This is a genomic window from Pantoea sp. X-Soil-ISGK-275 (genome assembly GCF_059730795.1).
Genome location: NZ_AP035976.1, coordinates 1,666,934 through 1,680,098 on the forward strand (window position 1 = coordinate 1,666,934; position 13,165 = coordinate 1,680,098).

The 13,165-nt window shown below is 56.3% G+C and carries 16 protein-coding genes; 13 read left to right on the forward strand and 3 right to left on the reverse strand.

Annotated features, from left to right (window positions below; genetic code table 11):
• The first annotated feature begins 53 nt into the window (after positions 1 to 53).
• From rimJ to murJ, 4 genes are all read left to right on the forward strand, one after another.
• A complete protein-coding gene (gene rimJ, locus AC6I8A_RS07735) occupies positions 54 to 647 on the forward strand; it encodes a ribosomal protein S5-alanine N-acetyltransferase (RefSeq protein ID WP_008103106.1) in 594 nt (197 codons plus the stop codon).
• Positions 648 to 663: 16 nt separating this feature from the next.
• Entirely contained in the window at positions 664 to 1,305 is a 642-nt protein-coding gene (locus AC6I8A_RS07740; protein WP_256696180.1) for a DUF480 domain-containing protein, read from the forward strand.
• Position 1,306: 1 nt separating this feature from the next.
• Entirely contained in the window at positions 1,307 to 2,227 is a 921-nt protein-coding gene (locus AC6I8A_RS07745) for a Gfo/Idh/MocA family protein (RefSeq protein ID WP_436332245.1), read from the forward strand.
• A 121-nt stretch (positions 2,228 to 2,348) separates the two neighbouring features.
• A complete protein-coding gene (gene murJ, locus AC6I8A_RS07750) occupies positions 2,349 to 3,887 on the forward strand; it encodes a murein biosynthesis integral membrane protein MurJ (protein ID WP_436332244.1) in 1,539 nt (512 codons plus the stop codon).
• A 298-nt stretch (positions 3,888 to 4,185) separates the two neighbouring features.
• Here murJ and flgN read toward each other — a convergent pair whose 3' ends face one another.
• From flgN to flgA, 3 genes are all read right to left on the reverse strand, one after another.
• Positions 4,186 to 4,617: a flagellar export chaperone FlgN gene (gene flgN, locus AC6I8A_RS07755; RefSeq protein ID WP_256696183.1), complete on the reverse strand. Its 432-nt coding sequence runs from the start codon at positions 4,615 to 4,617 to the stop codon at positions 4,186 to 4,188.
• A 5-nt stretch (positions 4,618 to 4,622) separates the two neighbouring features.
• The gene (gene flgM / locus AC6I8A_RS07760; RefSeq protein ID WP_256696184.1) at positions 4,623 to 4,928 is read right to left on the reverse strand and encodes a flagellar biosynthesis anti-sigma factor FlgM; all 306 of its coding nucleotides are present in this window, start codon (positions 4,926 to 4,928) and stop codon (positions 4,623 to 4,625) included.
• 105 nt (positions 4,929 to 5,033) lie between these two features.
• The gene (gene flgA / locus AC6I8A_RS07765) at positions 5,034 to 5,693 is read right to left on the reverse strand and encodes a flagellar basal body P-ring formation chaperone FlgA (protein ID WP_497818265.1); all 660 of its coding nucleotides are present in this window, start codon (positions 5,691 to 5,693) and stop codon (positions 5,034 to 5,036) included.
• 153 nt (positions 5,694 to 5,846) lie between these two features.
• On the opposite strand from flgA, the gene flgB reads away from it, so the two are divergent.
• The 9 genes from flgB (at position 5,847) to flgJ (ending at position 13,052) form a co-directional block, all read left to right on the forward strand.
• Positions 5,847 to 6,260 carry a flagellar basal body rod protein FlgB gene (gene flgB, locus AC6I8A_RS07770; RefSeq protein ID WP_008103091.1) on the forward strand — a complete coding sequence of 138 codons (414 nt, stop codon included), beginning with the start codon at positions 5,847 to 5,849 and terminating at the stop codon, positions 6,258 to 6,260.
• A gap of 2 nt (positions 6,261 to 6,262) precedes the next feature.
• On the forward strand, positions 6,263 to 6,667 hold the full coding sequence (gene flgC / locus AC6I8A_RS07775; RefSeq protein WP_064740862.1) for a flagellar basal body rod protein FlgC: 405 nt from the start codon (positions 6,263 to 6,265) through the stop codon (positions 6,665 to 6,667).
• A gap of 12 nt (positions 6,668 to 6,679) precedes the next feature.
• Positions 6,680 to 7,351, forward strand: coding sequence for a flagellar hook assembly protein FlgD (gene flgD / locus AC6I8A_RS07780; RefSeq protein WP_256696187.1), 672 nt, complete (start codon positions 6,680 to 6,682; stop codon positions 7,349 to 7,351).
• A 25-nt stretch (positions 7,352 to 7,376) separates the two neighbouring features.
• A complete protein-coding gene (flgE, locus tag AC6I8A_RS07785) occupies positions 7,377 to 8,639 on the forward strand; it encodes a flagellar hook protein FlgE (protein ID WP_265297094.1) in 1,263 nt (420 codons plus the stop codon).
• A 20-nt stretch (positions 8,640 to 8,659) separates the two neighbouring features.
• Positions 8,660 to 9,418 (forward strand): flagellar basal body rod protein FlgF, encoded by a 759-nt coding sequence (locus tag AC6I8A_RS07790; RefSeq protein WP_008103084.1) that lies wholly within the window; start codon positions 8,660 to 8,662, stop codon positions 9,416 to 9,418.
• A 17-nt stretch (positions 9,419 to 9,435) separates the two neighbouring features.
• Positions 9,436 to 10,218, forward strand: a complete 783-nt coding sequence (gene flgG, locus AC6I8A_RS07795; RefSeq protein WP_007885801.1) for a flagellar basal-body rod protein FlgG — start codon at positions 9,436 to 9,438, stop codon at positions 10,216 to 10,218.
• A gap of 63 nt (positions 10,219 to 10,281) precedes the next feature.
• Positions 10,282 to 10,992 carry a flagellar basal body L-ring protein FlgH gene (locus tag AC6I8A_RS07800; RefSeq protein WP_256696189.1) on the forward strand — a complete coding sequence of 237 codons (711 nt, stop codon included), beginning with the start codon at positions 10,282 to 10,284 and terminating at the stop codon, positions 10,990 to 10,992.
• A 12-nt stretch (positions 10,993 to 11,004) separates the two neighbouring features.
• Entirely contained in the window at positions 11,005 to 12,111 is a 1,107-nt protein-coding gene (locus AC6I8A_RS07805; RefSeq protein ID WP_293796128.1) for a flagellar basal body P-ring protein FlgI, read from the forward strand.
• A complete protein-coding gene (flgJ, locus tag AC6I8A_RS07810; protein ID WP_154152714.1) occupies positions 12,111 to 13,052 on the forward strand; it encodes a flagellar assembly peptidoglycan hydrolase FlgJ in 942 nt (313 codons plus the stop codon). The genes AC6I8A_RS07805 and flgJ overlap by 1 nt, the downstream gene beginning before the upstream one ends.
• Positions 13,053 to 13,165 lie beyond the last annotated feature (113 nt).

A 13,165-nucleotide genomic window follows, 5' to 3' on the forward strand; every position in this document is an offset into this window, starting at 1 on the left:
CAGTATCGCCGCTGGCGTACATCTTTCTTAAGTTATGGATTTCAGGAGTCATGATGTTTGGCTATCGTTCTGCTGGCCCACGCGTGCGCCTCACAACCGATCGCTTAGTGGTGCGTTTAGTACATGAACGCGATGCCTGGCGATTAGCGGATTATTACGCTGAAAATCGTGCGTTTCTTAAGCCGTGGGAACCGGTGCGCGACGAGAGCCACTGTTATCCTTCAGGTTGGCAAGCACGCCTCGGGCTGATCGCTGACATGCATAAACAGGGCTCAGCCTACTATTTTGTGTTGATGGACCCGGAAGAGACCGAAGTGCGGGGTGTAGCCAACTACAGCAACGTGCTGCGCGGCTCGTTTCACGCCTGCTATCTCGGCTATTCGCTGGGCGAGAAGTGGCAAGGTCAGGGATTGATGTTTGAAGCGCTCACCACCACCCTTCGCTATATGCAACGTCAGCAACGCATTCACCGCATCATGGCAAACTACATGCCGCACAATCAGCGCAGTGGCGATCTGCTGGCGCGCCTCGGATTTGAAAAAGAGGGCTACGCCAAAGATTATTTATTGATTGATGGACGCTGGCAGGACCATGTCCTGACTGCGCTGACCTACCGGGAGTGGACCCCGGATCGCCGTGGACAATAAAAAAGGATTATCCCCAATGAAAATGGCCTTATCCGCGCAGGCGCTGCGCGTAATTGGATGCCTGCTGGAGAAGCAGGTCACCACGCCAGATCAATATCCGCTCTCCCTTAATGGCGTTGTCACAGCCTGTAATCAGAAATCCAACCGCGAACCGGTGCTGAATCTCAGCGAGATGGAGGTGCAAACGCAGCTCGATGAGCTGGTGAAAAAGCATCTGGTGACCTCCAATAACGGCTTCGGCCAGCGCGTCAGCAAGTATGAACAGCGTTTCTGTAATTCCGCGTTCGGCAACTTGCAACTGAACAGCGCTGAAGTCGCGGTGTTGACACTGTTGTTCCTGCGCGGCGCTCAGACGCCTGGCGAGCTGCGTACCCGTAGCGGTCGTCTGCACGAATTCAGTGATATGAATGAAGTCGAGCAGACGCTTAACGGCTTGACCACGCGCGATGATGGTCCAATGGTGGTGCGTCTGGCGCGCGAACCGGGTAAACGTGAAAGCCGCTATATGCATCTGTTTGGCGGCGAAGTGGCGGAAGACGCGGCCAGCACAGAAACCACGAGCGACAATGACGATTTAATCGCGCGTGTTGCGCAACTTGAAGAAACGGTTGCTCAGTTGCAGTCGCAACTGCAACAGCTGCTGCAAAAGGATCTCTGATATGACGCTGCGTATTGGCATTGTCGGTTTAGGCGGTATCGCGCAGAAAGCGTGGCTGCCGGTGTTATCGCAGGCCAGCGGCTGGCAATTGGCTGGCGCGTTCTCGCCCAATCAGGCCAAGGCGCAACCGATTTGCGATAGCTATCGCATCCCCTATTTTGGTCAGCTGGATGCGCTGGCCGCAGCCAGCGATGCGGTGTTTGTTCACAGCAGCACCGCCAGCCATTACGAAGTGGTCAAAGCGCTGTTGCTGGCGGGCAAAGATGTGTGCGTCGATAAACCGTTAGCCGAAACGCTGCAACAGGCTGAAGCACTGGTTACGCTGGCTGACAAGCATAAGCGCAAGCTGATGGTGGCATTTAATCGCCGTTTTGCGCCGCGCTATCAGCAGCTAAAAAATGACATGCCTCGCGCGGCCTCGCTGCGCATTGAGAAGCATCGCGCGGATAGCGTTGGCCCGCACGATCTGCGATTTACCCTGCTGGATGATTATCTGCACGTAGTGGATACCGCGCTGTGGCTGGCGGGCGGCAGCCTGACGCGCGAGCTGGGGCATATTGAGACCAATGACGATGGCGCGATGCTGTACGCCGAACACCATTTCACCGCCGGTTCGCTGCAAATCACCACCAGCATGCATCGCCGCGCCGGCACGCAACGCGAAGTGGTCAGCGCCATCTGCAACGGTGATTACATCGAAATTAACGAGATGCGCGACTGGCAGCAGGAAAACCGCAGCGGCATCGTGCGTGATGTGCCGCCCGCGTGGCAAAGCCATCTTACCCAGCGCGGTTTCAGCGGCGCAACGCACCATTTCATTCAGTGTGTTGAAAATCAGACGATGCCTGAAACCAGTGGCGAACAGGCGCTGGCGGCGCAGCGTCTGGTGGAAAAGTTGTGGCGCGATGCCGAACGTGAATAATCCCTTGTAACACTCAATGCTGGTCATTTCCCGCCGTGTCAGTAGACTATCGCCGGACATCACGGGATGTCCGCGCTAAGTCGCTCATTTCTCCGACACTTTTCAGGATGCGCCACTCAAAATGAATTTGTTGAAATCGCTGGCTGCGGTCAGTTCGATGACCTTGTTTTCCCGCGTGCTGGGCTTTGCCCGCGATGCCATTGTGGCGCGCGTTTTCGGTGCGGGGATGGCAACCGATGCCTTCTTTGTTGCCTTCAAACTGCCTAACCTGCTGCGCCGCATTTTTGCCGAAGGCGCGTTTTCTCAGGCGTTCGTGCCGATCCTGGCGGAATATAAAAGTAAGCAGGGCGAAGATGCCACGCGCGTGTTTGTGGCCTACGTTTCCGGTTTATTGACGCTGGTGCTGGCGGTGGTGACCGTATTGGGGATGATCGCTGCGCCCTGGGTAATTGTGGTGACGGCGCCAGGTTTTGCCGATACCGCCGATAAATTCGCCTTAACCAGCGCGCTGCTACGCGTCACCTTTCCTTATATTCTGCTGATTTCGCTGGCGTCGCTGGCGGGAGCCATCCTCAATACCTGGAACCGTTTTTCCGTGCCGGCGTTTGCGCCAACGCTGCTGAACATCAGCATGATTGGTTTTGCCGTCTTCGCTGCGCCGCATTTTAATCCTCCGGTGATGGCGCTGGCGTGGGCCGTGGTGGTGGGCGGCGTGTTGCAGCTGTGCTATCAGCTGCCGCATCTGAAGAAAATTGGCATGCTGGTTCTGCCACGCCTGAATCTGCGCGATGCGGGCGTGTGGCGCGTAATGCGTCAAATGGGACCGGCGATTCTTGGCGTGTCGGTCAGTCAAATTTCACTGATCATCAACACCATCTTCGCCTCCTTTTTAGTTTCCGGTTCTGTTTCATGGATGTACTACGCCGATCGTCTGATGGAGTTTCCATCCGGCGTACTGGGCGTGGCGCTGGGCACCATTTTGCTGCCCTCGCTGGCGAAGAGTTTTGCCAGTGGTAATCAGGAAGAGTATTCACGGTTGATGGATTGGGGCCTGCGTCTCTGCTTCCTGCTGGCGTTGCCGAGCGCGGTAGCGCTGGGGATCTTGTCCGGACCGCTGACGGTCGCGCTGTTCCAGTACGGGAAATTCACCGCCTTTGATGCCTTGATGACGCAACGCGCGCTGATTGCCTATTCAGTGGGTTTGATGGGGCTGATTGTGGTGAAAGTGCTGGCACCCGGCTTCTATTCTCGTCAGGACATCAAAACGCCGGTGAAAATTGCCATCGTGACGCTAATGGTGACGCAATTGATGAACCTGGCATTTATTGGCCCGCTCAAACACGCCGGTTTGTCGCTGTCGATCGGTTTAGCCGCTTGCCTGAATGCCGCGCTGTTGTACTGGCAACTGCGTAAGCAGGATATCTTCCAGCCGCAGCCTGGCTGGTTCAGTTTCCTGTCTCGTTTGCTGATTGCGGTATGTGTGATGGCCGCAGCATTGCTGGGCATTCTGCAGGTCATGCCAGCATGGGAAGAGGGGCAGATGTGGTGGCGCCTGATTCGCCTGGCGGCAGTCTGCGCCATCGGCGGCGGCGCATACTTTGTAATGCTCGGTTTGCTCGGCTTCCGCCCGCGCGACTTCGCACGCCGCACTCTGGCGTAAAAAAACAGCGCTCACGCAGACGGAAGTTTGTTTTGGTCCGGCGGTCCTCGCGCCGCTTCGCGGTTCCTTCACTTCTTACGTCAGCCTGACGGACCGGCTCAGACGGGACTTCCTTGTCCCGGCTGAGCCTTTCGCCCGCGTCCTGCGGGCAAATCCTGGCTTCCTTTCTTCGTTCAGCGCTGCGGATGCCTGCCCAAAAAAAGCTCCCATCTGCTGTTTTATCTCTTGTGCGCTATGCTTAAAACCAAAGAAAAAAGGCCGCCATCCCGAAAGATAGCAGCCTCTTCAAACCCACTTTTTACCCTTTACGGCTCAGCGTCGCCTGACCTTTACCCAAACCATCCGGACCGTAAAATGCCTGCGTTTGATGCGGTCGCAATACCGCCAATGCTTCATTGGTGAAGCCAATCTGATGCTGCAACAAAATCCCGTTATGCGTATTGGCATCGCGCAAGCGGCGCGTGTGCTGTTGAATACGCGCCCAGCGGTTTTCGCGATCGCTGTGATCACCATAGGGCGCCTGCGTACCAAGGGATTTCTCGGTGGTGCGGCGCATCTCGTCCAGATAATTCAACGTGGTCAGCAGCGCGCTTTTATCTTCAGAAATACGCTGCAGCATGTTGCCATTAACCTGGCCGGCAGAAAGTTGCTGTTGTTCTTCATCCATTACCACCGCAAGGGATGTCAGCACGTCCTGCATTTTGTCTAAGGTGATCAGCAGATTGTCCATTGGGATTAGTTACCCTCTAAATACGCCTTGGTATCGGCGATCAGCGCGTCGGCGATCTTACCGGTATCCATTTTCAATTCGCCATTACGAATGGCCGTCTTCAGCTGCTCAACGCGCGCTGTGTTAATGTCTTTGCTGCCAGGCTGCATCAGTTGCGCCTGCGCGCTACTCAACTTCACTTCTGCACCGCTTTCGCTGGTGGTGCTGGCTGCTGGCGTGGCGCTCTGACGCACTTTGCTGCTGTTATCGTTGGTATCGCGTGTTTGAACAGTGCTAACCGGATTCGTAGGCTGCGTTCTGTCGATGCTCATGGTAAGGCTCCTGTAAGGTCAGTTGGGGGTCAGCCAACTGAGTCAGCATAGGGTAATGTCTTTGTTGATATCTCTATCGGCAGAAAAACAGGGTTCTTTAACGCTTTATAGCGATATCAGAATATTCCCATCCGCGTCGACGCGACCACTGACAACCTGACCATTTCCCATCCTCACGCGCACCATTTGTGCCGCGCTGGCGTTGTTCAGCGCACGTCCTTCGCTGCTGGCATTAAACCCGTTTCCACTGGCGACTACCATCACATTTTGACCGGCTTTCACGCGCCACGGCTGGCGCACCATGGTGGCAGTCACCGGCTGTCCTGGCGGGATATCGCGCAGCGCGACGGCATCAATGACGCCGCTGCTATCCATCAAGGCGCGTGCCGGCAATTCATCCAGCCGCCCGGTTTCAAGACGCACATCAGATGGGCTGAGATTGCTGCCGCGTGCCACCTGGTGACTCGCCACCAGATATTGTCCGGTGACCTGTACCTGCACCTGCAGGAAACGACGGTTTTGATCGCAGTTAGCGGCGATGCTGATGTTGCCCCACTGACGGCTATTACCCGGCAGCTGCAGTTCAGGGGTTTCGCAGTTTGGCCACTGCGCCTGCGGTGTACGCACCACCACCGTCATGCCTGCGGCATGTTGTGGGTCGCGTGCCTTAAAAAATTGGGTCAACTGCGCGGTAAGGTCCGCGGCAGAACTGGGGAGCGCCAGTGCCAGCAACAGTGTGACTAGCAAGGTGGAATATCTGCGCATAACGCCTCCTGACGAGAAGATGGCAGTGAGTCTACGCCTCGCGCAAAAAAACCAATGTCAAAAATAGCCGTCATTTTTGCTGCTATTCAGACGATCACCCTTGCATTTGTCCCCTTAAGCTGTCAGCTCGAAATTCTCATTCGCGGAGGAAGCATGCTCGACAAACTCGATGCCGCGCTGCGATTTGGTACTGAAGCGTTAAACCTGCGAGCTCAGCGTCAGGAAATTCTGGCGTCAAACATTGCCAACGCCGATACCCCGGGCTACCAGGCGCGGGATATCGACTTTGCCAGCCAACTGAGCAAGGTGATGCAAAACGGTCGCGCCGAAGGCAGCAGTCTGGCGCTGAATGTGACGTCCTCACGCCACATTGAAGCGCAAACTAACTCTCAGCCGTCACTGGATCTGCTGTACCGCATTCCCGATCAACCCGCCGCGGATGGCAACACCGTGGATATGGATCGCGAACGTACACAGTTTGCTGATAACAGCCTGAAATACCAAACCGATCTCACCCTCATCAGTAGCCAGATTAAAGGCATGATGAGCGTTCTGCAGGGGCAATAAGCATGGCATTGCTGAATATCTTTGATATCGCAGGTTCTGCGATGACAGCGCAATCACAGCGCCTCAACGTCAGCGCCAGTAACCTGGCCAACGCCGACAGCGTTACTGGCCCAGATGGCCAGCCTTACGTGGCAAAGCAGGTGATTTTCCAGACCGACGCCGCACAAGGTGCAGCCACCGGCGGCGTTAAGGTCGCAGGCGTGGTGAACGATCCTACTCCGGCAAAACTGGTGTACGACCCGGGTAATCCGCTGGCGGATCAGAAGGGCTACGTCAAGATGCCGAACGTTGATGTTGTGTCCGAAACCGTTAACACCATGTCCGCGTCGCGCAGCTACCAGGCCAACGTTGAAGTGCTGAACACGGTGAAGTCAATGATGATGAAAACTCTCACCATCGGTCAGTAACGGAGAACGAATATGAGCGTAGCAGTAGGCATTAAAGACAGTCTGGACCCAACGGTACTGACCTCCAGCAGCGCCTCGAGCGGTAACTCTTCCGCCGACCTGCAGAATCAGTTCCTTAACATGCTAGTGGCGCAGCTGAAAAACCAGGATCCCACCAATCCTATGGATAACAGCCAGCTCACCACCCAGTTGGCACAGATAAACACCCTTAGCGGTATCGAAAAGCTGAATACCACACTGGGATCCATCTCCGGCCAGATCACGACCAGCCAGTCGCTGCAGAGTTCAACGCTGATTGGTCACGGTGTCATGGTCAAGGGATCTCAGGTACTGGTGGGCAGCGGAACCACGACGCCATTTGGTGTTGAGCTGGCGACCGCGTCGACTGCCACCAGTGTCACCATTAAAGACAGTAATGGCGCCACGGTCCGCACCATCGATCTCGGCAAACTGAGCTCTGGCGTTCACACCTTCTCGTGGGACGGCAAACTGGATGACGGTTCTACTGCCGCGGATGGCAAATATTCTGTCTCACTGGCCGCCAGCAATGGCAGCACGCAACTGGTGGCGCAGCCGCTGAATTATGCCTATGTCAATGGCGTCAGCACCACTGATGGCACCACAAAACTGGATCTCGGCACCATGGGCTCCGCGACCCTCGATGAAATTCGTCAGATTCTCTGATTAACCTTTTTGCAGGAGAGATTACATGTCTTTTTCACAAGCGGTGAGCGGCCTGAATGCTGCTTCCAGCAACCTGGATGTGATTGGTAACAACATCGCCAACTCCGCCACAGCCGGTTTTAAATCCAGCACCATTGCCTTTGCCGATATGTTTGCCGGTTCTAACGTCGGTCTGGGGACTAAAGTTGCCGCCGTTATCCAGAACTTTGGTGATGGCAGTACTACATCAACCAGTCGTGGATTGGACGTCGCGCTGAGCGGCAACGGCTTCTTCCGTATGACCGACGCTAGCGGCGGTGTGTTCTATTCCCGTAACGGCCAGTTCACGCTGGATGCAAACCGTAACCTGGTGAACACCCAAGGACTGAACGTCTCTGGTTATCCGGCCAGTGGCACACCACCCACCATTCAGACCGGTGCGAATCCGGTGGCGCTGAGCATTCCAACCACGCAGATGGGCGCTCGCGCAACGACTACCGCGACTCAGGTTGCGAACCTGAACTCCACCAGCACCACGCCGAGTGTCACCACCTTTGATAAGTCCAATGTAGATAGCTACAACGCAAAAACCACCATGACGGTGTATGACACTCAGGGTAACGATCACCAGTTAGATATGTATTACATCAAAACGGCAGATAACACCTGGACCGTGCATATGGTTGACTCCACCACCGGTAATGAAGTCGGTAACACTGCGGGCGGTGACAGTCTGGGCTACCAGATGCAATTTGATGCTAACGGTAAGCTGACGCAGGTAGGGAAAATCACTGCAACGGGTGTTGCAGATACCAGCGCCTCACTGGCAAACCTGGTTGTAGGTGGCACCAACGGTGCGGATGGCATGAATATCAGCCTGAGCATGTTGGGCAGCCTGCAGCAAAACACCGGTGCGACCACCTTTGGTAACCCAACACAGGACGGTTATCAGCCGGGTGATTTGACCAGCTACACAATTAATGATGACGGCACCATTACCGGCACTTACTCGAACCAGAAAACCCAGTTGTTGGGTCAGATCGTGTTGGCGAGCTTCTCTAACCCGGAAGGTTTGAAATCTGAAGGCGATAACGTCTGGTCAGCAACCAGCTCATCAGGTCAGGCCGCGGTCGGTCTGGCAGGCACCGGTACTTACGGCAACCTGACTTCAGGTGCGCTGGAAGCATCCAACGTCGATATGAGTAAAGAGCTGGTGAATATGATCGTTGCGCAGCGTAACTATCAGGCCAACAGCCAGACCATCAAAACTCAGGACCAGATTCTTAACACCCTGGTTAACTTACGTTAATTCGCTAACGGGATTGCCTTATGGATCACGCAATATATACCGCCATGGGCGCGGCCAGTCAGACGTTGGAGCAGCAGTCGGTAACGGCCAGCAACCTTGCCAACGCCTCAACGCCGGGCTTTCGTGCTCAGCTCAACGCGTTGCGCGCGGTGCCGGTCAGCGGCTGGTCGCTGCCAACACGTACGCTGGTTGCCGCTTCCACGCCGGGCGCCGATATGTCACCGGGCTCGATGGATAACACCGGCCGCACGCTGGATGTAGGTGTCGCGCAGGACGGCTGGTTGGCAGTGCGTGCCGCTGACGGTACCGAAGCTTATACCCGCAACGGCAACATGCAGATCAGCTCGACCGGTATTTTGACCATTCAGGGCAATCCCGTGATGGGCGATGGCGGTCCGATCGCCATCCCGCAAGGTGCTGAATTGACCATCGCGGCGGACGGTACCATCACCTCGCGTAACGCCGGTGATGCGCCGAACGCCACGGTGCAGATTGGTCGCCTGAAGCTGGTGCGCGCCACCGGTAAAGAGATGCAACGCGGTGATGACGGCATGTTTCGCCCTAACCAGCAAACCCAGGCGACGCGCGGCGCGGCGCTGGCGAACGATGCCACCATGACGGTGATGCCTGGCGTGCTGGAGGGCAGTAACGTGAAGCCGGTGGAAACCATGGTCGATATGATTGCCAACGCCCGACGTTTTGAGATGCAGATGAAAGTGATCTCCAACGTCGATGAAAACGAACAGAAAGCTAACAGTTTGCTCAACATGAGCAGCTAAGGCGTAAGGAAAACACCATGATTCGTTCTTTATGGATCGCCAAAACCGGTCTTGACGCTCAGCAAACCAACATGGACGTCATCTCCAACAACCTCGCGAACGTAAGCACCAACGGCTTTAAACGTTCGCGCGCGGTATTCGAAGATTTGATGTACCAAACCCTGCGTCAGCCGGGCACCCAGTCGTCGGAGCAAACCACGCTGCCGTCTGGTTTGCAGATCGGTACCGGTGTGCGTCCTGTCACCACCGAACGTCTGCATCAGCAGGGTAACCTGTCGCAGACCAGCAACTCGAAAGACGTGGCGATTAACGGCCAGGGTTATTTCGAAGTGCAGATGCCGGACGGCACCTCGGCGTATACCCGTGATGGTTCATTCCAGGTTGACCAGAACGGTCAGCTGGTGACCAACGCCGGTTATCCGGTGCAGCCAGGCATCACCATTCCGGCCAACGCCACCAGCATCACTATCTCGCGCGATGGCGTAGTGAGCGTAACGCAGCAGGGCCAGACCAACCCAGCACAGGTCGGTCAGCTGACGCTGAGCACCTTCATGAACGATGCGGGCCTGAATAGCCAGGGTGAAAACCTCTATCAGGAGACGCAGGCATCCGGTGCGGCAACGCAGAGCACGCCAGGCCAGAACGGCGCGGGTCTGCTGTATCAGGGTTATGTCGAAACCTCGAACGTCAACGTGGCGGAAGAGCTGGTGACCATGATTCAGACGCAGCGCGCCTACGAGATCAACAGTAAAGCGATCAGCACCTCCGATCAGATGCTGGCGAAGTTAACCCAGCTGTAATGCTGGTGTCGTTGGGCCAGCCTGGCTGGCCTGATTAAGCAACATGAATAAGGTTAGAACTCCGTGGCGAAGCAAGTGATTCTCAAGCCTGGTCATTGGTTGGTAGCCACGCTGCTACTCACTCTTAACGGTTGTGCGCTGGTTCCGCGCACGCCATTGGTGCAAGGGGCGACAACGGCAGAGCCGACGCCATCCGCACCACCAGTGGTGAACGGTTCCATTTTTCAGGGCGTCGCACCGCTGAACTACGGCTATCAGCCGCTGTTTGAGGATCGCCGTCCACGCAACATTGGCGACACATTGACGATCACCTTGCAGGAAAACGTCAGCGCCAGCAAAAGTTCTTCCGCCAACGCCAGCCGCGATGGCAGCAACAGTTTTGGTGTGACAGGTGTACCAACCGGCCTCAGTGGTCTGGTGGGTGCCGGTGGCGAAAAAGCCACGCTGGATGCCAATGGCAAAAATGACTTCGCCGGCAAAGGTGGCGCGACGGCGAATAACACCTTTACGGGCACCATCACCGTCACCGTCAATCAGGTGTTGTCGAACGGCAACCTGCGCGTGGTGGGTGAGAAACAGATCGAAATTAACCAGGGCACCGAATTCATCCGCTTCTCGGGCGTGGTTAACCCGCGCACCATCAGTGCCAGCAATGCGGTGCTGTCAACGCAGGTGGCCGATGCACGTATTGAGTACGTCGGAAATGGTTATATCAATGAAGCGCAGACGATGGGCTGGTTCCAGCGTTTCTTCCTGAACGTCTCGCCGATGTAAGAGGTAGTAACAATGAATATGACGACTCTGCTCCGCCTGAGCCTCTGCTTACTGCTTGGTTTCAGCGTTCTGGCGCATGCTGATCGCATCCGCGATCTGACCTCCGTACAGGGCGTGCGCGATAACCAGCTGATCGGTTACGGCTTGGTGGTGGGCCTTGACGGTACCGGTGACCAGACCACGCAAACGCCGTTTACCACGCAAACCGTGAGCAACATGCTCTCCCAGCTCGGTATTACCGTGCCAGCGGGCACCAATATGCAGCTGAAAAACGTGGCGGCCGTTATGGTCACCGCCAAGCTGCCGACCTTTGCGCGTCAGGGACAAACCGTTGATGTGGTGGTCTCCTCGCTGGGTAACGCCAAAAGTCTGCGCGGCGGTACGCTACTGATGACACCGATGAAAGGCGTCGATAACCAGGTTTATGCGCTGGCGCAAGGTAACATTCTGGTTGGCGGTGCCGGCGCTTCAGCCGGTGGCAGCAGCGTGCAGGTTAACCAGCTGAACGGTGGCCGCATTACCGGCGGCGCCACGGTAGAGCGTGAACTGCAGAGTAACTTTGGTAGCCAGAACACCATCAACTTGCAGCTGAATAATGAAGACTTCAGCATGGCACAGCGCATCGCCGACGCCATCAACAGCCGTGGTATTGGCTCCGCGCAGCCGCTGGATGCGCGTACCGTGCAGATCCGTGTTTCGCCGAATAACAGTTCTCAGGTGCGCCTGCTGGCCGAAATCCAGAACCTCGACGTTTCAGTGCCGCTGGAAGATGCCAAGGTGATCATCAACTCACGTACCGGTTCGGTGGTGATGAACCGCGAAGTGACGCTGAATACCTGTGCGGTGGCGCAGGGCAACCTGTCGGTTACCGTCAATCAGCAGCAGAACGTCAGTCAGCCTGATACGCCGTTGGCGGGCGGTCAGACCGTGACCACCAACAATACCCAGATCGATCTGCGTCAGAGTGGCGGCGCGCTGCAACGGGTTAACGCCAGCGCCAACCTCAACAACGTGGTACGTGCGCTGAATGCGCTGGGTGCGTCACCGATTGAGCTGATGTCGATTTTGCAATCGATGGAAAGCGCAGGCTGCTTGCGCGCCAAACTGGAAATTATCTGATGAACGATACGCAATCGCTGGTGAATGCGGCGTACGACAGCCGCTCGCTGAACGACCTGAAACGCGAAGCCGCCGCCGACCCAAAAGGGAAGGCGATGCAGGTGGCCAAGCAGGTGGAAGGGATGTTCGTGCAGATGATGATGAAAAGCATGCGCGCTGCGCTGCCGCAGGATGGCTTGCTGAGCAACGATCAGACGCGGCTTTTCACCTCGATGTACGATCAGCAGATTGCGCAGGACATCGGCAAACGGGGTCTCGGCATGGCCGATATCATCGTTAAACAGATGCAGCCCGCTCAGGAGCCGGACGAAACCGCCGGTACGGTGCCGATGAAGCTGGATAACAGCTTCATTTATAGCAATCTGCCGTCGAATCAGCTGGAGCAGATGGTGCGTAAAGCGGTGCCGCGTTTGCCAGTCTCGCCGAGCAGTTTGCCCAGCGACAGTAACGACTTTATCGCCCAGCTGGCGCAACCGGCGCAGGTCGCCAGCCAGCAGAGCGGCATTCCGCATCACCTGATTCTGGCGCAGGCCGCGCTGGAATCCGGCTGGGGCCAGCGACAGATCCTGACGCGCGACGGCAAGCCGAGTTACAACGTGTTTGGTATTAAGGCGAGCGGCGACTGGAAGGGCGCAACTACCGATATCATGACCACCGAATATGAAGGTGGCGTGGCGAAAAAAGTGCGCGCCAGTTTCCGTGTGTATGGCTCCTATATGGAAGCGCTCAGCGACTACGTCAAACTGCTGTCCAATAATCCTCGTTATGCCGCCGTTGCCAACGCACCGAGTGCCGAGCAGGGCGCGCGTGCCTTGCAGGCCGCCGGTTATGCGACCGATCCAAAGTATGCGCAGAAACTGGTGGGAATGATCCAGCAATTCAAAAACATGGGCGAAAAAGTGGTGAAGGCTTACAGCAACGACATCACCGATTTGTTCTGATTTTTGCTCTCAAGTTTCACTTAAGCACGCCGATAACAATCACATGCCACGGGCGTTCACCGCCCGCGCAATCGCACTGATGACTGCCAGCCCGGTTAACGGGAAATTAAGGA

Excerpts from the sequence above, each read along its gene's own strand:
- rimJ (WP_008103106.1), top strand. The coding sequence starts at position 54 with ATGTTTGGCTATCGTTCTGCTGGCCCACGCGTGCGCCTCACAACCGAT.
- AC6I8A_RS07740 (WP_256696180.1), top strand. The coding sequence starts at position 664 with ATGAAAATGGCCTTATCCGCGCAGGCGCTGCGCGTAATTGGATGCCTG.
- AC6I8A_RS07745 (WP_436332245.1), top strand. The coding sequence starts at position 1,307 with ATGACGCTGCGTATTGGCATTGTCGGTTTAGGCGGTATCGCGCAGAAA.
- murJ (WP_436332244.1), top strand. The coding sequence starts at position 2,349 with ATGAATTTGTTGAAATCGCTGGCTGCGGTCAGTTCGATGACCTTGTTT.
- flgN (WP_256696183.1), bottom strand. The coding sequence starts at position 4,617 with ATGGACAATCTGCTGATCACCTTAGACAAAATGCAGGACGTGCTGACA.
- flgM (WP_256696184.1), bottom strand. The coding sequence starts at position 4,928 with ATGAGCATCGACAGAACGCAGCCTACGAATCCGGTTAGCACTGTTCAA.
- flgA (WP_497818265.1), bottom strand. The coding sequence starts at position 5,693 with ATGCGCAGATATTCCACCTTGCTAGTCACACTGTTGCTGGCACTGGCG.
- flgB (WP_008103091.1), top strand. The coding sequence starts at position 5,847 with ATGCTCGACAAACTCGATGCCGCGCTGCGATTTGGTACTGAAGCGTTA.
- flgC (WP_064740862.1), top strand. The coding sequence starts at position 6,263 with ATGGCATTGCTGAATATCTTTGATATCGCAGGTTCTGCGATGACAGCG.
- flgD (WP_256696187.1), top strand. The coding sequence starts at position 6,680 with ATGAGCGTAGCAGTAGGCATTAAAGACAGTCTGGACCCAACGGTACTG.
- flgE (WP_265297094.1), top strand. The coding sequence starts at position 7,377 with ATGTCTTTTTCACAAGCGGTGAGCGGCCTGAATGCTGCTTCCAGCAAC.
- AC6I8A_RS07790 (WP_008103084.1), top strand. The coding sequence starts at position 8,660 with ATGGATCACGCAATATATACCGCCATGGGCGCGGCCAGTCAGACGTTG.
- flgG (WP_007885801.1), top strand. The coding sequence starts at position 9,436 with ATGATTCGTTCTTTATGGATCGCCAAAACCGGTCTTGACGCTCAGCAA.
- AC6I8A_RS07805 (WP_293796128.1), top strand. The coding sequence starts at position 11,005 with ATGAATATGACGACTCTGCTCCGCCTGAGCCTCTGCTTACTGCTTGGT.
- flgJ (WP_154152714.1), top strand. The coding sequence starts at position 12,111 with ATGAACGATACGCAATCGCTGGTGAATGCGGCGTACGACAGCCGCTCG.